This window comes from Enterococcus sp. DIV0294, assembly GCF_050558155.1.
Lineage (GTDB): Bacteria > Bacillota > Bacilli > Lactobacillales > Enterococcaceae > Enterococcus > Enterococcus faecalis.
The window spans coordinates 303,113-323,116 of record NZ_CP187889.1 but is presented as its reverse complement, the minus strand read 5'-3'; the positions used below and the strand labels follow the sequence as shown (position 1 = coordinate 323,116).

At 38.4% G+C, this 20,004-nt stretch carries 19 protein-coding genes and 1 other annotated feature; of the genes, 4 read left to right on the top strand and 15 right to left on the bottom strand.

Features of this window, described 5'->3' with window-relative positions; all coding sequences use genetic code 11:
* Positions 1 to 9: 9 nt before the first annotated feature.
* The 3 genes from IGJ20_RS01660 to IGJ20_RS01650 are packed head-to-tail and all read right to left on the bottom strand — an operon-like array spanning position 10 to position 3,134.
* Positions 10 to 1,239 (bottom strand): ABC transporter permease, encoded by a 1,230-nt coding sequence (locus IGJ20_RS01660; protein WP_202522310.1) that lies wholly within the window; start codon positions 1,237 to 1,239, stop codon positions 10 to 12.
* Positions 1,236 to 1,946 carry an ABC transporter ATP-binding protein gene (locus IGJ20_RS01655; protein WP_002383683.1) on the bottom strand — a complete coding sequence of 237 codons (711 nt, stop codon included), beginning with the start codon at positions 1,944 to 1,946 and terminating at the stop codon, positions 1,236 to 1,238. Before IGJ20_RS01655 ends, IGJ20_RS01660 begins: the two co-directional genes overlap by 4 nt.
* Before the next feature lie 9 nt (positions 1,947 to 1,955).
* Entirely contained in the window at positions 1,956 to 3,134 is a 1,179-nt protein-coding gene (locus IGJ20_RS01650) for an efflux RND transporter periplasmic adaptor subunit (protein WP_202522309.1), read from the bottom strand.
* A 320-nt stretch (positions 3,135 to 3,454) separates the two neighbouring features.
* Between IGJ20_RS01650 and IGJ20_RS01645 the strand changes: the two genes are divergently transcribed.
* Both IGJ20_RS01645 and IGJ20_RS01640 read left to right on the top strand, forming a co-directional pair.
* Positions 3,455 to 4,093, top strand: coding sequence for an NAD(P)H-binding protein (locus IGJ20_RS01645; RefSeq protein ID WP_010819173.1), 639 nt, complete (start codon positions 3,455 to 3,457; stop codon positions 4,091 to 4,093).
* Positions 4,094 to 4,171: 78 nt separating this feature from the next.
* Entirely contained in the window at positions 4,172 to 5,287 is a 1,116-nt protein-coding gene (locus IGJ20_RS01640; RefSeq protein WP_202522308.1) for an NAD(P)/FAD-dependent oxidoreductase, read from the top strand.
* Between the two features lie 61 nt (positions 5,288 to 5,348).
* Here the strand turns inward: IGJ20_RS01640 and IGJ20_RS01635 are convergent, their stop codons facing one another.
* The 5 genes from IGJ20_RS01635 to IGJ20_RS01615 form a co-directional block, all read right to left on the bottom strand.
* On the bottom strand, positions 5,349 to 6,224 hold the full coding sequence (locus IGJ20_RS01635) for an IS3 family transposase (RefSeq protein WP_430605285.1): 876 nt from the start codon (positions 6,222 to 6,224) through the stop codon (positions 5,349 to 5,351).
* Complete coding sequence (locus tag IGJ20_RS01630; RefSeq protein WP_430605247.1) at positions 6,194 to 6,751, bottom strand: helix-turn-helix domain-containing protein; 558 nt, start codon at positions 6,749 to 6,751, stop codon at positions 6,194 to 6,196. The genes IGJ20_RS01635 and IGJ20_RS01630 overlap by 31 nt, the downstream gene beginning before the upstream one ends.
* 117 nt (positions 6,752 to 6,868) lie before the next feature.
* A complete protein-coding gene (locus IGJ20_RS01625; RefSeq protein WP_202522306.1) occupies positions 6,869 to 8,023 on the bottom strand; it encodes a mannitol-1-phosphate 5-dehydrogenase in 1,155 nt (384 codons plus the stop codon).
* A gap of 14 nt (positions 8,024 to 8,037) precedes the next feature.
* Entirely contained in the window at positions 8,038 to 8,475 is a 438-nt protein-coding gene (locus IGJ20_RS01620) for a PTS sugar transporter subunit IIA (protein ID WP_002355279.1), read from the bottom strand.
* Between the two features lie 14 nt (positions 8,476 to 8,489).
* Complete coding sequence (locus IGJ20_RS01615; RefSeq protein WP_010821364.1) at positions 8,490 to 10,262, bottom strand: PTS mannitol-specific transporter subunit IIBC; 1,773 nt, start codon at positions 10,260 to 10,262, stop codon at positions 8,490 to 8,492.
* A gap of 245 nt (positions 10,263 to 10,507) precedes the next feature.
* On the opposite strand from IGJ20_RS01615, the gene IGJ20_RS01610 reads away from it, so the two are divergent.
* Positions 10,508 to 10,603, top strand: coding sequence for a type I toxin-antitoxin system Fst family toxin (locus IGJ20_RS01610; RefSeq protein WP_122975133.1), 96 nt, complete (start codon positions 10,508 to 10,510; stop codon positions 10,601 to 10,603).
* A gap of 255 nt (positions 10,604 to 10,858) precedes the next feature.
* Here the strand turns inward: IGJ20_RS01610 and IGJ20_RS01605 are convergent, their stop codons facing one another.
* The 3 genes from IGJ20_RS01605 to IGJ20_RS01595 are packed head-to-tail and all read right to left on the bottom strand — an operon-like array spanning position 10,859 to position 15,076.
* On the bottom strand, positions 10,859 to 11,293 hold the full coding sequence (locus IGJ20_RS01605) for a PTS sugar transporter subunit IIA (protein WP_002358391.1): 435 nt from the start codon (positions 11,291 to 11,293) through the stop codon (positions 10,859 to 10,861).
* A gap of 10 nt (positions 11,294 to 11,303) precedes the next feature.
* Positions 11,304 to 13,337 (bottom strand): BglG family transcription antiterminator, encoded by a 2,034-nt coding sequence (locus tag IGJ20_RS01600; RefSeq protein ID WP_202522305.1) that lies wholly within the window; start codon positions 13,335 to 13,337, stop codon positions 11,304 to 11,306.
* Positions 13,328 to 15,076, bottom strand: a complete 1,749-nt coding sequence (locus IGJ20_RS01595; RefSeq protein WP_202522304.1) for a PTS transporter subunit EIIC — start codon at positions 15,074 to 15,076, stop codon at positions 13,328 to 13,330. The genes IGJ20_RS01600 and IGJ20_RS01595 overlap by 10 nt, the downstream gene beginning before the upstream one ends.
* Positions 15,077 to 15,259: 183 nt before the next feature.
* Here IGJ20_RS01595 and IGJ20_RS01590 point away from each other — a divergent pair, with 183 nt between their 5' ends.
* Complete coding sequence (locus IGJ20_RS01590; protein WP_002367875.1) at positions 15,260 to 16,093, top strand: Cof-type HAD-IIB family hydrolase; 834 nt, start codon at positions 15,260 to 15,262, stop codon at positions 16,091 to 16,093.
* Positions 16,094 to 16,135: 42 nt separating this feature from the next.
* Here IGJ20_RS01590 and IGJ20_RS01585 read toward each other — a convergent pair whose 3' ends face one another.
* From IGJ20_RS01585 to pcp, 4 genes are all read right to left on the bottom strand, one after another.
* A complete protein-coding gene (locus IGJ20_RS01585; protein WP_002358386.1) occupies positions 16,136 to 16,771 on the bottom strand; it encodes a nitroreductase family protein in 636 nt (211 codons plus the stop codon).
* 4 nt (positions 16,772 to 16,775) lie between these two features.
* Complete coding sequence (locus IGJ20_RS01580) at positions 16,776 to 17,210, bottom strand: MarR family winged helix-turn-helix transcriptional regulator (protein ID WP_002362972.1); 435 nt, start codon at positions 17,208 to 17,210, stop codon at positions 16,776 to 16,778.
* Positions 17,211 to 17,363: 153 nt separating this feature from the next.
* Complete coding sequence (gene nhaC, locus IGJ20_RS01575) at positions 17,364 to 18,767, bottom strand: Na+/H+ antiporter NhaC (protein ID WP_202522303.1); 1,404 nt, start codon at positions 18,765 to 18,767, stop codon at positions 17,364 to 17,366.
* A 131-nt stretch (positions 18,768 to 18,898) separates the two neighbouring features.
* Positions 18,899 to 19,074, bottom strand: a binding site (T-box leader).
* Positions 19,075 to 19,355: 281 nt separating this feature from the next.
* Positions 19,356 to 19,997, bottom strand: coding sequence for a pyroglutamyl-peptidase I (gene pcp / locus IGJ20_RS01570; protein WP_077932735.1), 642 nt, complete (start codon positions 19,995 to 19,997; stop codon positions 19,356 to 19,358).
* Positions 19,998 to 20,004 lie beyond the last annotated feature (7 nt).

The window sequence follows — 20,004 nt, the reverse complement described above, 5'->3', positions numbered from 1 at the left end:
CTCTTCTTTTTAATTATAAATCGCTTTAATCGGATCCATCCTCGAGGCACCAATTGCTGGAATAATCCCGAAAAAGATACCTGTGAAGACCGAAAACAATGTTGAAATAGCAAAGATGGACGGCGTAATAATTGGCGTAATCGAAATATACCCACCGACCACAGTTGCCAATAAGTAGCCGCAGCCGACACCAATCAAACCACCAATCAATGTGATAAACGCTGCTTCCATTAAAAATTGGAATAAAATGACTCGTGGTTTAGCACCAATGGCCCGACGAATCCCGATTTCTCGTTTCCGTTCCGTGACAGACACATACATGATGTTCATGACGCCAATTCCCCCGACTAATAGGGAGATTGCAGTAATTGCCATCAGAAACATTGTCATACCCGTGACCATTTCTTCCATTTGTTGTTGGAGTTGTTGGTCTTGGTCGTTTTCTTTAAACGTCCCTTTCACTTCAGGATGATTTTCACTTAAAATAGTGATTGCCTGTCCCAAAATTGCTTCACGGTCCGCTCCCTCACGAACCTTAATATTGATGCCACTAATTGCTTTTGTTTTTGCTAATTTATTGTATGATTCTCGAGAAACAAAACTGCTCATAGCAGTTGCCCAATCATCATTCATACCCAAACTATCTAAATCTTTTGGTGCTAAAATACCAATCACCTTGTACATATAACCACCAATTGAAACAGCTTTTCCAATGAGTTGGCTAGGATCATCAAGCCGAATTTGCGCTTCAAAGATATCATGATTTAAGACAATCGCATCTGTATTTGCATCGCTCGGTTGAAAATCACGACCATATAAAATATCATTCTGCCCTTTAGTCGACGTAATGGATAAATTCGCTTGCGCCCCAAAATAATCCATTGGTACAAACAAATTGTCTCCGCCCCCCATCATTGATTCACCATATTGAGGATAAATACTTTCAATTCCTTGAATGTCTTGTAATTTTTTCAAGTCCACTCGGCTAAACGTATAATCTGGCTCTTCATAGGACATAAAATTGTCACTGCTACCATCCGACATTGTATAATGAATCTTCAAAACATCCGCGTTCACTGCACTGGATGCCTTCACAACTTGACGCTTCATCCCTTCACCTAGCGCAGAAATCGTTACGACTGATGTAATCCCAATAATAATCCCGACCATCGTTAAAAATACCCGCAACTTATGCGCCTTTAAGCTTAAAAAAGTACTAACAAATAAATTAGCAATCATCTAATCACCTCTTCTTCCAAAAAGCGACCATCTTTCATATGAATCACTCGTGAGGCATATTTTTTCATATCTTCATCATGTGTCACCATGACAATTGTTTTGCCCTGTTCATTCAATTCTTTCAATAATTCCATAATTTCTGTACCCGTTTCACTATCCAATGCCCCAGTCGGTTCATCAGCCATAATCAATAATGGATCATTCACCAAGGAACGAGCAATGGCTACTCTTTGTTGCTGTCCTCCAGAAAGTTCAGTAACTTTTGATTTGGCTTTTGTTTCCAACCCGACAATTTTTAGGTATTTTTCAGCAATCGCTTTTTTCTCAGCGCGGCTTTTTTTCCCTTCATAAACACAGGGCAATTGAACATTTTGACTAACATTTAAAGAATTAATCAAGAAAAATTGTTGAAAAATAAACCCTAGATATTCATTGCGAAAGGCTGATTTTTTATTTTCAGACAATTTTGAAACATCTGTTCCTGAGAAATGATAACTTCCGTCTGTTAAGCGATCCAAGAAACCAATAATGTTCATCAGCGTTGTCTTACCGCTACCGGACTTCCCCATGATTAAAATGAACTCTCCTTGATGGATGGTCAAGTTCAATTCTTTTAAAACATGTAGTTTTTCCTTACCTACTGGATAGAACTTGTTAATGTCCCGCAATTCAATGAGGGGTTGATTTGTATTGTTTGCTTCCACCATCAAGCACTCCTATTTCGACGCATCTGTCATTGATTCGTTGGTTGCTGATTCATCAGAAGCAATCGCTGCATCTGATTCAACAATATCACCGACTTTTACTGGTTTTTTTGAAGAAATAACCACTCGGTCGGCTGATTCTAAGCCAGATTCAATCGCTATTTTGTCGCCATTTTCTTGCCCGACTTGGACATCACGACGAATGATGGTTCCAAAATCATTCACTAAAACGTAGGCCTGTTCACCCTCTTTTTGAATCGCTTTTTTCGGTAACTCAATCGCCCCTAAATCGCCTAAATCAATGGTTGCTTGCATATGGTAACCATTTTTGACTTTGTCTAAATTGGCCAACGCAATTTTGACGCTATAACTAGACATCGTCGTGCCGCCCTCTGGATTGCCACTCGCGGCATCGCTGTTGCCTTCAGGAGGATTATCATCGATATAAGAAATTGAGCCATCCACAACCACATTGTTGGAAACAGAAGTTAGTTTAGCTTTTTGCCCAACACTAATTTTAGTCAAGTCCTTTTCATTCACTTTCCCAGCTAAATAAAGATCTTCTGAAGTTAACCGTAAAATCGGTGAATTGGCATCTTTTACTTCTGGAATTGATACGCGGCCTTTGAAATTAGCCTTTGTGGAAATATATTGCTTCGCTCCTAAATCCGCTAAGGTTTCATTGGTGAAGGTAATCTCTTCATCTACCGCATCGACTTCTGTTTGATATTGTTCATTTAAATCATCACCAGACATCGTGCGGTCTTCTTCTTTAGTTTTATTAAATTTATCAATGGCCCGATTCCACTTATTATAGATATTCGCCCGCTTCGTTTCTAATTTGGCTAAGCTATTTTGTTGTGCCTCAATTTCTTTTGTGACCGCCTCATCTTCATAAGTAAATAATTCTGTGCCTGCATCTACGACATCGCCGTTTTTCACCTTAATCTCTGGATCCTTTGTTATTTTTTGATCACGCGCAAAGGCTTCCATTTGTTCCGGTTGGATGACACCGTTAATATAAATTTGTTGCAAGTCGGGAACGTCAAAATAGTCAATTCCCCAGTCATCTTTAGGCGATTGCTTGACAGCTATTTGTTGTGCATTTTTATTTAACGCATTCACAGTTACGATGCCCCCAACCGCAATTACCGCAACTGCCCCCAATATAATTATCGTTTTCTTCTTCATTTTCTTCGTTTCATCTCCTCATTCTGTCTATTTTCCCCAACAAACTAAATTGCTCGGTCATTCACTTATAACTATTTAACCATGCTTGAATTCAAGAAACAAGGGCCTTTCTCTAGGCCTTTAGTCTGATTTATTTCATTTTTGTTCATTTTTTTATTTATTTCACGACAATAAATAACCATTGTTGGGTCTTTGTGTTTCAACAATCTAAAAAGGTTATTTTTATGTTATTTATAACTAAACTATGCGCAATCGAGATTTTTTGCTTCTTTTTTTATTTAAGGTACACTAGAAGAAACAATTGAAAGTGAGGGCTTGCCATGAAAGTCATTATTTTTGGCGGTAGCGGTTTTTTAGGTCAACAAATCGCGAAAATTTTAGTCCAACGCCAACATCAAGTCATCAGTGTTTCACGTCATGGAAAGCCTGCCACGCTCTCCGCATCTTGGAGCCACCAAGTGCAGTGGGTATGCTCCGATGTTACTCGTGACACGAATTGGCAAGAACAAGTCCAGCGTGCTGACTGGGTCATTGATACAGTAGGTATTTTATTTGAAAATCCACGAAAAAAGAAAACCTATCAACGGCTAATTCTGACGCCAGTGAAAAAAATCAGCTCTTTTTTAGCACAACAAAAAAAGCCAGCTAAGTTTTTATTTATTTCAGCCAATACTGTTCCTTTCCCTTTGAGAAAATATATGGAGGCCAAATTGGCAGCGGAGGAACTAATCCACCAAGAAGTCGCCGAAGCAGTGATTTTTTATCCTAGTTTACTTGTAGGTCAAGAACGTACCGGCACCATACTTTTTAGTAAATGTATTTATTTTTTTAAGAAAATCCCCTTTTTAAAGAACTTATTTATTGGCTATGATCCTGTGCCTGTGGCAGAAATGGCACAAGAAATTGTTCACGTTTTAGAAGGCGGCAATTCTATTTACACACACAGAAGGACCCGTTAACAAGTTATCTCCCAATCGTCTCTGTCTAGAGGCGGTTTTTTTGTGTTACAATACAACTGTTCGAAGGAGAGAAGAAGCATGAAAAAAATTGCCATTATTGGCGGCGGCATTATCGGAATGACGTTAGCTAATTATTTAGATCCACAAAAATTTGACATTACCGTTTATGATGAAGGGCTCGGCCAAGCGACTAAAGCGAGCGCCGGGATTATTTCCCCTTGGCTATCCAAACGTCGGAATAAGAAATGGTACCAATTAGCGCGAGAGGGCGCTGCCCTATTTCCAAAGCTAGTCAAAGATTTTCAGCTGACGGAGGATATTTATCGTCAATCAGGGACAGTCATTTTGCGCCCGGCAGCCGCTTTGGCAGACTTAGCCCATTTGGCAGAAGAGCGTAAGCAAACTGCACCTGAAATTGGAGAAATCACGATGTTGTCAGCGGTTCAAACAGCGAAGTTCTTACCGCTACTTAAGGAAACTCCCTCACTTTTTATTTCTGGCGGCGGTCGCCTAGATGGACCAGCTTATCTAAACCATCTTCAGAAACGCGCCGAAGCTAAAGGGGTCACTTTTTGCTCACAACGGGCGCACTTTCGACAACTGAATCAAGGGTGGGAAATTGTCACAAATTCAGAAAAAAAGAGCGTTGATTTTCTCGCTTTAACACCTGGTCCTCATTTAAAGGAATTACTCGCTACTTTAAATTTATCTGTGGACATTCGTCCCCAAAAAGGACAATTATTAGTTTTCGAGACCCCTTTTACAAACAGTCAGCAATGGCCTGTTGCTATGTTAGATGGCGAAGCCGATTTAATTCCTTTTAATCAAGGAAAAATTTTATTAGGTGCCACCCACGAAAATGAACAAGCCTGGGATTTAAAAGAGACTGCTAGCGCTTTTCAACAACTAACTTCTGGGACTGCGCCATTTCTAAAAGAAGCAGAGCAGCTTTTTAAGCAACCCATGCATTACCGTGTCGGTACACGTGCTTATACATCTGATTTCGCTCCGTTTTTTAGCCCTTTGCCAGAAATGCCCCACCTTGTGGTTGCTAGCGGACTTGGTTCATCAGGACTCACTACTGGCCCATTCATTGGTTACCAATTAGCTGAATACTTCAATACAGGTGTCTTCAAAGGAGAGCTTTATCAAAAACCACTTAGTCAATATGTAAAAAACAACCCCTCACTTTAATCAGTGTGTAGTGACCCCAAAAAGTTAGACTTTTTATAGAGTGGATTTTTCCACTCTATTTTTATGCATTTTTTTGATTGAATTGTCGAAATTCTACTGGGCTTTTCCAGTTAAGTTTTTCTTTGATTCGGTGATGATTGTAATAATAAATGTAGTTCTCAATTGCTTCTCTCAATTCATTTTGACTTTGATAGATTTTTCCATAGTACACTTCTTGTTTTAGGATACTGAAGAAATTCTCCATAGGAGAATTATCTAAACAGGTTCCTTTTCGAGACATACTTTGAAAGATATTATTGTCCTTTAATGTTTGTATATAGACATTCATTTGATAAGCCCAGCCTTGATCAGAGTGAAAGGTGCGCCGATAGGGACAATCATTTGTTTGAGAAATTGCTTCTTTCAGACCTTCCATAACTGTTTTACCATTTGGTTGAGTAGAAAGGCTATAGCTTAGAATTTCACTATTATACATATCCATAAATGGATCTAAGTATAGTTTTTTCTGACGAAAGATGCCTGCGTTATCTGCTTCAAAGTACTTAAATTCAGTTGTATCAGTTGTAATTTTTTGATGAGGAACAGAGGTTTTAAATCGGCGACGAATCAAATTTTTAGCGATTTTACCAACGGTTCCTTTATAGGAATTATATTTTCTGGATTTCTTAGTAAAAGCTTTGACTTGTAACTTTAACTTTTGTATTAATCGCTGGACTTTCTTTTTATTCACTTGAAATCCACGTCGTTTCAATTCTTGGGTCATCCTTCTATAGCCATAATGTTGATGTTTTTTACGAATCGCTTGAATTTCTTCTTCGATGATTTGTGTTGAAGCTGTTCTGTCGAGGCGTTTTTGCCAGTACATGTAAGTAGATTTTGGAAACCTTAGGGTTTCCAAAATATCTTTTAATCGAAAGTGTCTTCGGAGACTGTGAATGATTCGTGCGATTCGTTCATTTTTTGTTCGTCCTCTAAACGCAGTCTCCTCAATTCTTTTAAATAGGCATTCTCAATTTTTAACATTCTATTTTTTTTTTCTAGTTTCTCTACTTGAGATCGTTCACTTGGTAGTGGTTGGGGTTCATTTCGTTTCTTTTTAGACATGGTAGGTGGACGTCCTTTCTGTTTAGAGAGTCCCTCTATACCAAACTTCTGATACGTTCTAAGCCAATTCGCAATCAATGATGGATTGTTCATTTTTAGAAGATTAACTGCTTCTTGATAGGACAACTCTGTTGTTAAATATAACTCTATCGCATCTAGCTTAAATTGAACAGAGTAATTCTTATTTTTTCGACTGCGAAGTAGGCCTTCTTCACCAAGTTCTTTATAGGCATTTATCCATTTGCTTATTTGAGAACTATCTTTAAGCCCATACTTCTTTGCGAGAAACCTTAGACCTCCTTGACCAGATAAGTAGTCATGAACAAGTTTAAGTTTAAATTCAAAACTGTATTTTGCCATACAAAAAAACCTCCAAAAGTTAGATTTCTAGGTCTAACTTTTGGGGGTCGGCTCAGTGAGCGGTTGTTTTTTCTTTAATTAAGAAATGTGAAGTATCTTGATAGAAGGATTTTGTTATTATGCTACTTGTGGTCGCGCATAGCGTTCTACGTTTTGTTTAATATTTTTAACCGTTTCTGGATCTTCAATGCCCGTTACTTCAGCGATCACTGTATCAACGCTTTCTTGGTCAAGCATTTCCTGTAATTGACGGCTTTGTTCATCTTCTGGATCATGATAATTAAAGACAATACCAATCATTGCTAATAAATGCGGCGACACTAGATTGCGTTCCTGTAATTCACGGATTGGTCGAATAAACCGTTCTTGCGCACCTAATTTTCTGATTGGTGTCCGTGCTACACGTGTAATAGCATCTGAAATATATTTATTTTGGAAACGTTGAATAATTTTTTCAATATAGGCTGCATGTTCTTGTTCATCAAAATTCCATTTAGCCACTAAAAGTTTACCGGTTTCCTGCAAAACTGATTTGAGTTGTGCTACCACTAAGGCGTCCTGCATCGCTTCGTCAATGGTTTGATAGCCTAACAACGCCCCTGTATAGGCAACTGTAGCATGGCCAGTGTTTACACTAAATAATTTTCGTTCAATATACGGCTCTAAATCAGCAACGTAATGAACGCCTTCTAACTGAATCTCTTTGGCTTTTCGGTTGGTATCATCAATGACCCATTCACAAAAAGGCTCAACTTGAACAAAAAGTGGGTCTGCATGTTTTTGTAATGGAACAATCCGATCAACTGCCGCATCAGGAAAACCAATCCATTGTTCAGCATAAGCTGGATTTTTCAAATATTTGGCCACTTCTTCTGCTAAAAAGGTTGAACCACCAATCATATTTTCACAAGCGATAATATCCAGCGGCTTTTGACAATTTGCTTCGGCACGTGCATCAATTCCTTGAGCAATTAATTCAGCAATTCTTGGTAAAATATTGGGACCAATCGCCGTCGTGACTAAATCGGCTTCCGCAATTGCTTCTACTACTTTTTCTGGTTCTGTCATGTTATTTAACCCGGTCACATTTTCAACGTTAATTTGTTGATGTGAGGCATCGGCCAATTCAATTGTATAACTTTTACGTTCTTTTAACGCTTGAATGATGGTTTCATTAACATCCACAAACGTAATATGAAACCCGTTTTTAGCTAAAATTTCGCCGATAAAGCCGCGTCCAATATTTCCTGCTCCAAAATGTACTGCGTTCATTCTTATTCTCTCCTTTAAGCAATGGCTAAATTTTCTGTTATTTCTTCTTTACTTAATGCATCGGCAAGTTGCACTACGTTATCCATATCACTACAATAAAGTGCAATTTGTTGGACTAATTGCAAATGTTCTTCACCGACTCCGGCAATCCCAAATAATACGGTAGCAATTTTTTCATCTTCTTCGGTGCCAAAATTAACGCCCTCTGGGACTTGCACTACACAGATTCCTGATTTTTTCACTAATTTTTTGGCTTCTTCTGTTCCATGAGGAATGGCAATAAAATTCCCCATATAAACAGATAGCAATTGGTCTCTTTCAATCATTGCTTCGATATAAGCGGGCTCAACACAGCCTGCCTCGACTAGTTTTTCGCCGCAAAAGCGAATAGCTTCTTCTTTTGTATTAAACTGTTGATTTAATTCAATTGAAATATTCGTAAGATTTTCCATTGTTTTCTTCCTCTCTAGGCACTTTCTTTTAAGAGCGAAACCACTGTTTCATATTTTTGGGGATTAACCATACTTTTTACTGATAAGTGTGTCGCTTTCGGTGCTTTTTTACGGGCTTGTTCCGTTAGTTCAGCTTTTGTGACAATTAAAGCCTGTGTTTGTTGAGTTAATTCATTAATATTAATTTTTCGAATCGGCATTGAAATTTTCTCTTTATCTAAAATTTCTTCTAAGACTTTCATTCCCATCGTTGCTGACCCGACACGATCATCGTGAACCAAAAGAATCTCATTGACATTTGCTAAATCTCCCTCAATTTCAGAAGCAGGTGTTGCTTTGGAGACTGTTGGTTGTGCGTCGTTTTTTTCTTTGGTACCTGATAGTTCAGCCACAATTTCATCATAACGTGGTGAGTTCAAGAAATTTTCAACTGCTACAAAGGTTGCATTAGGTGCTTTCTGTTTGGCCCGTTCTTGCAATTCCGCTTGTGTGACAATCAATGTATTTCCCTCATCGGTCAAATTATTAATAGCCCGATTCGTCACAGTTTGTACTAAACCAGCCTCTTGGACCTTTTTCCGTAAGATAGACGCCCCCATTGCACTAGAGCCCATCCCAGCATCACAAGCAAAAATAATTTGTTGAATTCCTGATAATGAAGCACTACCATTTGCGACAGTTAATCCTTTTGATGCTGCTTTAGCAGCTTGGGTTTCTTTCACTTTTTGGGCAAATTCATCACTTTCTTCTTTCGCATCTGCTTTTAAAATGACTGCGGATACTGCAAAGGAAACAGCAGTTGCTGCCAAAACACCTAAAATAACTGGTAAGTAAGAACCCATTGGTGTCATCGCTAAAATAGCTATAATGGAGCCTGGTGAAGCGGGCGCACGTAAACCAGCATCTAACGTTTGGAAAACCAAACTACCTGTCGCACCACCTGCAATAACCGATAAGAATAATAACGGTTTCATCATTACATATGGGAAGTAAATTTCGTGGATACCACCAAGGAAATGAATAATTATTGCTCCCGGCGCAGAAGATTTTGCCGCACCTTTTCCAAAAAACATAAATGCTAATAAGACACCTAACCCAGGACCAGGGTTTGCTTCTAATAGGAAAAGAATTGATTTACCAGCCGATAAGACTTGTTCTGTCCCTAGGGGTGTTAAAATGCCATGATTAATCGCATTGTTTAAAAAGAGCACTTTTGCCGGTTCAATAAAAATACTCGTTAATGGAATCAAATGAGCATTTAAAATGATTTCCACACCACGTGCCATTGCAGCAGTCAGCGCATCGACAATTGGGCCAATCGCTGAAAAACCAAGTAAAGCTAACGCAAAACCAATCAATCCAGCTGAAAAATTGTTTACTAACATTTCAAAACCAGCTTTAATCCGATGTTGGAAATACTGATCAAATTTCTTAATTGTAAAGCCACCAAGTGGACCCATAATCATGGCACCTAGCATCATCGGAATATCGGTTCCCACAATCACGCCCATTGTCGCAATTGCGCCAACTACGGCACCGCGATCACCTGCAATTACTTTCCCACCAGTGTAGCCAATTAATAATGGAATTAAATAGGTCAACATTGGGCCAACCATCGTGGCAAAAGCTTTATTTGGCAGATATCCATCTGGGATAAATAGCGCTGTCAAAACGCCCCACGCAATCAACGCCCCGATATTGGGCATCACCATGCTAGATAAGGTACTGCCAAGTCTTTGGACTTTCGCTTTAATTGATACTTTATTTTTTTCTGGTACTTGTTCCATTTTTATTCCCCTTCTCTCAAGTAACTTTTCTTGTTGACTAAATTGTATCCGCTTTCCGAATCTGGAAAAAGTCGTACTTTGGCACAAACCATTGTGCCAAAAGTTGAAAGAAAAAAGCACGTGTTCTCTAGTTACGAAAACCAGAAAACACGTGCTTATTCCATTTCTAATAATTTCAATAATAAATGAACAACTTTTTATGCTATACTTAAATTGGCGACTTGCCTCGAAAGGAGGTGCATCACATGTACGACATTGTCACAAAAATTCTTGTGCCGATTTTTGTCGGGATTGTCCTGAAACTTGTAACCATTTGGTTGGAAAAACAGAACGAGGAATAAACAAGTTGCTTCCAGCCGCTGCTGTCTAAACAGCAAAAAAAGACACCCTACTACTGATAGGGTGTCTTTTTAGTGCATCCATGCACGACTTTGTCACAAGTTACCTTAAATTTATCATAGGGCCTATTTTTTGTCAAGGAATCTTCTTATCTTTTTTGTTTGATCTCTTAAATTAAAATATTTTATTTTTTAATATAAAATTATTTCAATAATTATTGAACATTTCAAATTGAATTGATTTTTTCAGACGTAACTTTAGGCTTGAGCCAGAATTTTTTGCGCTTCATCTATTGTTCGACAATCACTGAGCCGCTGAATGTTTTCGAGATCTGAACAGAAAAAAGCTAATTCTTGAAGCATGCTTAGTTGCCGTTGACTTTTTAGAGCAACGACAAATAACAAAGTAGCTATTTTTCGATCTGCTTCCGTACCAAAGTTGACCCCATCAGGCACTTGAATAAAGCAAATCCCTTCTTTTAAAACTTGTTCATCTTGTCCTTCCGCATGAGGCAATGCCACGAAGTTACCGATATACACGCTGACTTTTTGTTGACGTTGATACATTGCTTTGACATAGTCAGGCGTGACCAACTGATTTTTTAGCAGTAATTCACCAGAAGCTGCAAGTGCTTCCTCCCAACTAGCATACGATTGATTCAACATTATTTGCTCCGCTGTAATTTCAAACATCTCTCAACACCTAGCCTTTCATTTCTTCAATTAATAATGACGAAAGCAACTGATAAACAATGGCTTCATTTCCTGAATGAAAAATTTCTGTATTTAAATCATTCATAATAATCGCACCACTGATTTTTCCTAAAATTTTCCCGATTGTTTCATCAATCGGCATTGGCGCTAGCATGAGTAACATACGTTGTAACTGCATCGGCTTTTTATCCATACCTTCAATCATAAGTGGCTGGGCCAGATTAAAAATACAAAAAACAGGCTGTGTCACTGCTGTACTTGAGGTATGGAATAAGGCCATTTCCGTCTGAGGAATCCCAATAGGCGCTTGCTCGTAACGTTTCATCAATTGCTGACAGACGATTGCACTATCGGTGATTAAATCTGCGGAAAGTTGCGCGAGAGCTTGTTGAACGGTTTCTGCTAAATCCGCTTGAGTATTTAAATCTGCTATGAAAAATGTTTCTAATAGTTTACTAATTTCTTCCATGAAAGCGACCACTGTTTCGTAGCTTTCTTCGCCACCTATTTTTTTCACAGGCGCTTTCCTAAGCGAGCGTTTTTCGTGACTAATCCGCTTAAACTCTTCTTTCAATTGGCGGATTTCATCGTCTAAAAGTAACGGTGAGATCAATTTATATTTACCATTGTATCCTGGTAATAACGAAGTGGAAATCACTAAGTCATAGTTTTCCTCAACATCCACCTTACCTAAATCCGCAATCCGAAAAAAATGAATCTGGTTGATAAAAGGAAAGTAGCGCCGTAATCGCATTTCCAGCATACTTGTCGAAGCCAAACCGCTAGGAGAAAAACCAGCAATATCAACTTCCATAATTTTGGGACTCCGCTCTAAAGAATTGGCAAAATGAAGTACCATGTAGGCAATTTCCTCTTCCGATAAATTCTTTTGCGGAAAAATTTGCGGCAACGCTTGGCGTAAAGCCGCAGCTATTTCTTGATATTGATTCATAATCCGTTCTAAAATGGGATTCGTTAAATCTTCTTCTTGTAAAACCGCCCGAGAAAAAACACCTGATAAATGCGTCAACAACATTTTATACAAATTGGTATCTTCGAAAAAATTAACTTCTGTTTCTTGACTTACTGCTTCAATCAGTTGTTTCACTGCATAAGCTAGCTGAGTGTCAAAATGTTCATCAAAAAAATCTTCATCAAAAGAATTAGAAAAATCACTTAATAAGCTAGCAAAAAAAACAATCTCACTGACAGCGTATAGTTGTTTCGTTTCAGCAGCGACTTTTGAAAAAAGTCGTTTAGAACAATTTAGAAAGGCCTTATTCATCTGCCCAGTATAGGTCTCATCAGCTAAATAAAAACCTGCAGTGACCCGATCCATCGCAATTGTTAACATTAAAATCAAATGTTGTAATTTGCGATCACTTAATGCTGGAAATAAAGTTTCTACTTCTGGCTGAACAATTTTTTGTGCAAATGCTAAATGTTCTGCATGAATAAACTGAAAGAAAAAATGGTCGTTTGTCGTTAATTCGGTAAAATGAAAAAATTGGTACTCATTAATTTCCATACTTAGAATATTCGCCATTAGAAGACGGCGATATTTTTCAGAACCAGTCACTTCATAACCTTGATTCCGAGAAATCGTCAACGGAATCCGAGCAATCCGTGTTTCTAATTGTTTAATATCGGCATAAAAAGTCGTATTACTAATACAATACGTTTCCAGAAAATAATGCATAGAGACTGGCTCTTTTGTTTGCAGTAATGTCAATAAAATCGCATGTTGCCGCGCCAAAGTAGAAAGTTCCTGTGTCTCTTCTCCTAAAATAGCAGCCTGAATTTCCGTCATCGCTGCTTCATCTGCTTGAATCGAAAAGCGCCCACGAGCTACTTTTTCCAACGTCGCGCCCATCGATGCTAGCGAGGTTTCTAAATTTTCTAATTCACGATATACCGTCCGGCGGCTAACCTTTAACAAATTCATCATGCGGTTTACTGAAACGGGGGTGGGACTATTCACTAATTCCGTTAATAGAACAGTTTCTCTTGTCGTTAAAAACATCTATCAGCTCCTCCTTCCAGCCATTCTTGATACTCTTTCTTATTCAAAAAACTAGTAACTACGTATAAATTTTGTTGCGTTAGATCTAAATGATAGGCTTGCGCCAGTTCACGAGTCACTACGTAGGTTGTCTCCTTGGTAAAAAAGACTGTTTCCAGTGGTTCTTTAGATACTTCAATCGCGACTCCTTGTTTCGCCGCTTGTTGCCGCAATAATTCCATTCCCATTGTTTGCGACCCTCGAACATTCTCGGCATATAAAAAAACAAGCTTCTGTATTTGTTTGGTCGGGTTCGTTTCAGTAGACTCTGAACCAAGTGAAGATTGCTCTTGAGAAGAAGCAGTCAGTTTGGCTAAAACTTGCGGGTAATAGGATTTAATTTCTAAAAAATTTTGAACACTCACCATATCCTTTTCTGGGACGTACTTTTGTGCTAACTGTTTCAATTCTGCTTGAATGACCACTAATGTCTTAGGCTGCCACTTCATCTGATGAACGGACTGGTAAGTCACAGGCATCTCCAAGTTCACAGCTTTTAATTGTCGGCTTAGCAAACTAGCCCCCATGGCACTTGAGCCCATTCCTGCATCACAAACAAATAAAATTTGCTGATAGTTAGGTGTGACTGTTTCCACTTGGTCTTCCTCCTTCTCCTTCATCTTTATCATTGAAACTGGTTCAATTCCTCGTTGACGTTTTAATAACAAGCTTGCTATTGCAAAAGAGCACAGAAAGCTAACAAAAATTCCGCTAAAAACCGCCAGCCTCGCATCAGTCGGGGCATTGGCTAAAATCGCAACCAATGAACCTGGCGAAGCTGGAGCATTTAGCCCCACATTAAATATTTGAAAAACAAGCGTACCACTCATTCCTCCAGCAATTACTGCTAAAAATAAGCGCGGATCCATCAAAACAAACGGAAAATAAATTTCATGAATGCCCCCAATCAGTTGAATCATGGTGGCACCTCCTGCTGTTTTTCGTTGTCCTAAAGGCCCAAACAGCAGAAAAGCAACCAAAACGCCCACGCCTGGTCCAGGATTTGTTTCCAATAAAAATAAAATGGACTGACCTGTTTGACTAGCGCCTTCTAAACCTAGAGGCGTTAATAATCCGTGGTTAATCGCATTATTAAAAAATAACACTTTTAAGGGCTCTAAGAAAACGTGAACCAATGGCAAAAGATTGGCTTCAATTAACCAAGAAGAAAATTGATACAGCCAAAAACTAGCACTTTCAACAGCAGGAGCTACAACCAGAATACCAAAACAGCACAGCAGTCCTCCCACAATTCCTGCTAAAAAGTTTTTAGTCAGCATCTCATAGCCTTCTTTAACTTTCGGTAAGAGAATTTGTTCAATTTTGGCGAAAGTATATCCTGCTAAAGGTCCAATAAACATAGCACCAAACAACTGTGGAACATCTGTGGAAACAATCACGCCCACTGTCGCAATAGCAGCAACGACGCCGCCACGTTGTTCCTCGAACATTTTTCCGCCTGTAAAACCAATTAAAATCGGTAAAACAACTCGAATCATTATCGTTTCGACTTCAGAAAGAGCTAGCCGTAGATTCCCTGTCGTATAGCCAGCCACCAAAGACAATAAGCTCCACGCAATAAAAATACTCAAATTTGGCATAATCATCCCACTCAAACGATGACCAAAACGACGTAAATAGGGAGTTACTTTCACAAACTTATGTTTAAAAAAGAGCGAATGCATTTCTTTTTCCTTCATATTCCTTGTCCCTCGCTCTCTATGTAGATAATTAGAATACTTCTATTATATGAAATTTCACAAAAAAATAGTATAGATTTTTGTAAAATAATTCTTTTATACACCTCACAAGAGAATCCGTTTACATTAATAGACAAAACTTTTATACTAAAAGAAAGAAACTCTTCGGATTGGAGGCCAATTATGGCAATCAAAGCAATTGTAATGGATATTGATGGTACCTTGTTAACTTCAGAAAAAAAGATTTCACCAAAAACGCGACAAGCATTAGTAGCTGCACAAAAACAAGGCCTCTCACTGATTTTGGCTTCTGGCCGCCCGACTAACGGTATGCGGCCCTTAGCAGATGAATTGGAGATGGCTCATTATAATGGACACTTACTTTCCTATAACGGCGCTTGTGTCACCCATCATGGCAGTCAGCAACAACTATTTAACCAGACAATTTCAAAGTCATTGAGTCAACAAATTTTAGAACATTTGAAACAATTTGACGTAATTCCAATGATTAATGATGAAACATTTATGTATGTCAATGATGTTTTTCATAACACCTTACATTTAGAGACTGGTGATTTTAATATTATTGAATATGAATCACGGGGTGGCAACTTTCAATTATGTGAGTGGCGTGATTTAGCCGCCAGACTAAATTTTCCCTTGAACAAAATTTTAATTGCTGGTGAACCCGCCTATTTACAAAAATATCATGAGGCCATCTACGCGCCTTTCAAAGAAACCGTCACCGCTGCTTTTTCCGCTCCTTTCTATTTTGAATTTACCGCAAAAAATATTGATAAAGCGCGTTCTTTAGAAAAACTAACCCTACAGTTAGGTATAGCTGCTGAAGAAGTAATTGCTTTTGGTGATGGTCACAACGATTATACAATGTTGGAATGGGCCGGCACGGGGATTGCTATGGAAAACGCCGTTGACGAGCTTAAAAGCATCGCAACGGAAGTCACTTTATCCAACGACAATGACGGCATCGCTGTTGCATTAGCCAACTTTCTTTAAGATCGTTGGTTGATGCAAGCGTACGCCGTCATTTTTTATTGCCTATTCAAATGTCGTGATTTTTTCTGGTGCTAAACGAACAGATTCATAGCCAGTTTCCATGCCCTTACCCACAGATAAAATCATTACTGGGACATAGCGCTCTTGATCTAAACCAAATGTTTCGGCTAATTTTTCCGCTTCAAAACCACCGATTGGATTTGTTTCATATCCGTGAGCTCGGGCCACTAACATAAATTGCATAGCTGCTAAACTCGCATCAATTTTTACGATGTCATTCATTTGTTCTCTGCTTAAACTTTCATAATGGGGAATAATGGCTGCTAATTGTTGGTCCCGCACTTCTTTAGGCATTTTACCACTAGCATAGGCTTGATTGTAAATTTCCTCTCCTCGCTCATGGCAGTTTAGATCACCAAAAATTAAGAGCATTGCAGAAGATGTTTCATTTTGACGCGTATTAAAGCGAATTAAGGGTTTTAATTTTTCTTTGCCTGCTTCACTTTCCACTACGACAAAACGCCATGGCTGCATGTTAACAGAAGAAGGGGCGGTGGTCGCTTCTTGAATCATTGTTAACATTTCTTCATGAGAAATTTTATGGGTTTCATCGTACACCCGAACTGATTTGCGGCCAAAAACAATCTCTGAAAAATCATTCGTTGTATATGTTGTCATTCTATCATACCTCTTTCGTTGTAATGCTTTGATCTAGTTTTGTCAAAAGTTCTTTTAACTGGCGACAGTCGTCCTTTGTAAATGTACTGGGAATAATTTCTGTTACCGTTTGTTGCTTGGCTGTACATTGCTGTAGTTCTTGTTGTGCTTTTTCTGTTAAATGCACTAGCACTTCCCGATTATTTTCTGGATTTCGCTGTCGTGTCACATACTGTTTCTCTTCTAAAATTTTCAAGTGGCGAGTGACCGCACCACTATCGATTTTTAAGTGTTCTTGAATCTCCGTTTGAAGACACGGCTGACGTTCTTTTAAAATCATCAGCAACTCATAACGAGTCAAACTCAAGCCAACTTGCTCTTCAAAAACTTTGGTAATTTTTTGATCTAATACCTTTAACTGACATAATAATTGGCTGACTTCCCGTAATGATAACGACATAGTTTCCTCCTTAAAAAGATGACTCGTCAACAATTGACTAGTCAACTATAACTGTTTCTTTCTAAAAATGCAACCTTTTTTTTACAAGAAAAATAGAACAATTGACAGAGAGAAACTACAGTATTCCCCATCAACTGTTCTATTTTAATCAATCTATTTTTCGGTAACAGGTTCTGCTGATAACCGCTTAATCCCTAAACCAGTAAACGCACTGACCATTGAGAAGACAGGCGATAATAAGCTAAAGAAAACAAATGGTAAGTAAGTCAACGTTGGTACGCCAAAGGTCCCCGCTACGAAGCTACCTGCAATCCCCCAAGGAATGAGGTAGTTAATGACCGTCCCACCATCCTCCAAGGTTCTGCCTAAAACAGTCGGATCCAAACCTTCTTTTTTGTAAACTTCTTTAAAGGCATTCCCTGGTAAAATAACCGATAGGAATTGTTCACCAATAAAAATATTTACGCCAATTCCTGTTAATAACGTTGATAAAATCAATTTCGGTGTACTGCTCATTTTCTGCGAAACAACTTCCATGACCGCAGAAATCAATCCTAATTCCATTAATAAGCCACCTAGAGACAACGTTAGAATAATAAGTGCCACAGTCGGCATCATGCTCATAATTCCGCCACGACTTAATAATTGATCAATTTGTGCGTTCCCCGTTTGAGAAACAAACCCATTTTCCAACGTGTTTCCTAATGCCTGCAACGATACTTTCGGATTTTGAATAATAATCATAATTACTGCCACAATAATGTTTAACAAAATCGTGATAATCGCTGGAATTTTGCGCCAGGCACAGATTAACATTAAGGCTAATGGTAACAATGACCAAATGGAAATGGTAAAGTGGTCTTCCAATACTTGAATAACTTGAACTACTTCTGTCAGACTTGTATTCGCGTACGTTTGCCCTAAAATCATAAACAAGATTAAAGAGACGATAAATGCTGGTACAGTCGACCACATCAAGTTTTTTATATGTTTAAACAAATCCGCTTCAACAATCGCTGCGGCTAAGTTTGTTGATTCTGATAAAGGCGACATTTTATCACCAAAAACTGAACCAGAAACAATCGCCCCCACAACTAAAGCAGGGTTTAATCCTAAGGTACTGCCAATACCGAAAAAGGCAATTCCAATTGTTGACATCACTGTAAAAGCACTACCTACTGCACTGCCGACAATCGCACAGACAATAAAAACTGACGGCACAAACCATTTAACACTAATCATTTTAAAACCAAAAACCATAATCGTTGGAATAATTCCTGCTTGAATCCAAACGGCAATCAATGCACCCACTAAAATGAAAATAAAAATTGGAATAATCCCTGGCTTCAAGCCATCAACAATCCCTTTATGCATTTGATCAAATGGTACTTTACGAAACATTGCGTAGCCTAAAATCAATGCAATCACAAACAAAATAGTAATATTTGGCGATATCTTTAAGCCAATTACTCCTGTTGCAATAGCTGCCACAATAATTAATAACACGATACTTGCTTCTCGAACACTCACGATCTTCTTTTTCTGTTTTTCTTTCATTTCGTTACTCTCCTCTAATCTTTTTTCTGAATACTCTGACATTAAAGGATCTTATGATAACGAATAACTCCTCCACAACTCATTGAAAACGCCTCCTAAAGCTACATAAAAAGAGAGATTCATCCTTAAAGAATAAGGACGAATCTCTCCGCGGTACCACCTTAATTAGAAGCTTACTTGCTTCTCGCTTATGTATTATGTAATTGTTACTACTTATTAGTGTAATTCACAAATAGACTTGATCGATTCGCAGCAACCATCGACTTTCTGAACAAAACATCTATTTCCTACTGGGCTAATAATTTATGAATCTCAATATACCAAGAAGAAACCGACTTGTCAACGAAAATAGTATAAAAAATTTTTTCACACGCCAACAAAAATTACTTTTTCTTTTTGTAAAAATAGAAAGAGGTCGGGACAGCAGCGTTTAACTCCGAGAAATAAGAAGGAATTTCCGAAAATTGTTCTTTAATTTTTGGAGAATTTCGGCTTATTTCCGAAGGAGTTGCTTCTGTTCCCGCCGTTTATCAGTTTTTGAGCGTGGAACAAAAATCCAAAGTGATTTTTGTTCCACACTCCTGTTAATTAATGGGTTGTGCCACCTTGTAGGTGAATATCTTCTTGCGTTTTTACTGCTGCTTCAATCATATAGAACAAAGAATCTGTGATTGCTTCTAATGACATAGAAGCAAACGTTGGTTTATCAATTGTTTGTTCTGGTAGGAACGGAACATGAATAAATCCGCCACGAATAGTTGGATATTTAGTGTTAATTAAGTGTAGTAAGTGATACATAATATCATTACATACAAAGGTTCCTGCTGTATAAGAAATCGCTGCAGGTAATTGATGGTCATGACAATTTTTTACCATCGCTTTAATCGGTAAATTTGTAAAATAGGCTGTTGCTCCATCTTCAACCAACGGCACATCGCTTGGTTGTTGTCCTGCATTATCCGGGATACGCGCTTCCGCTAAATTAATCGCCACTTTTTCAACAGTGACTGTTTGGCGGCCGCCTGCTTGTCCAACACAAATCACCATATCTGGTTGATGGGTTTCAATTGCTTCAGCCACTTTTTCACCACTAGTGCCAAAAACAGTTGGCACCTCAACTTTAATAATTTCAGCTCCTGCAATTTCAGCAGGTAATTTTTTGACTGCTTCAAAGGCAGGATTGATTGCTTCTCCTCCAAATGGATCAAAGCCAGTAACGACAACTTTCATTTCGATC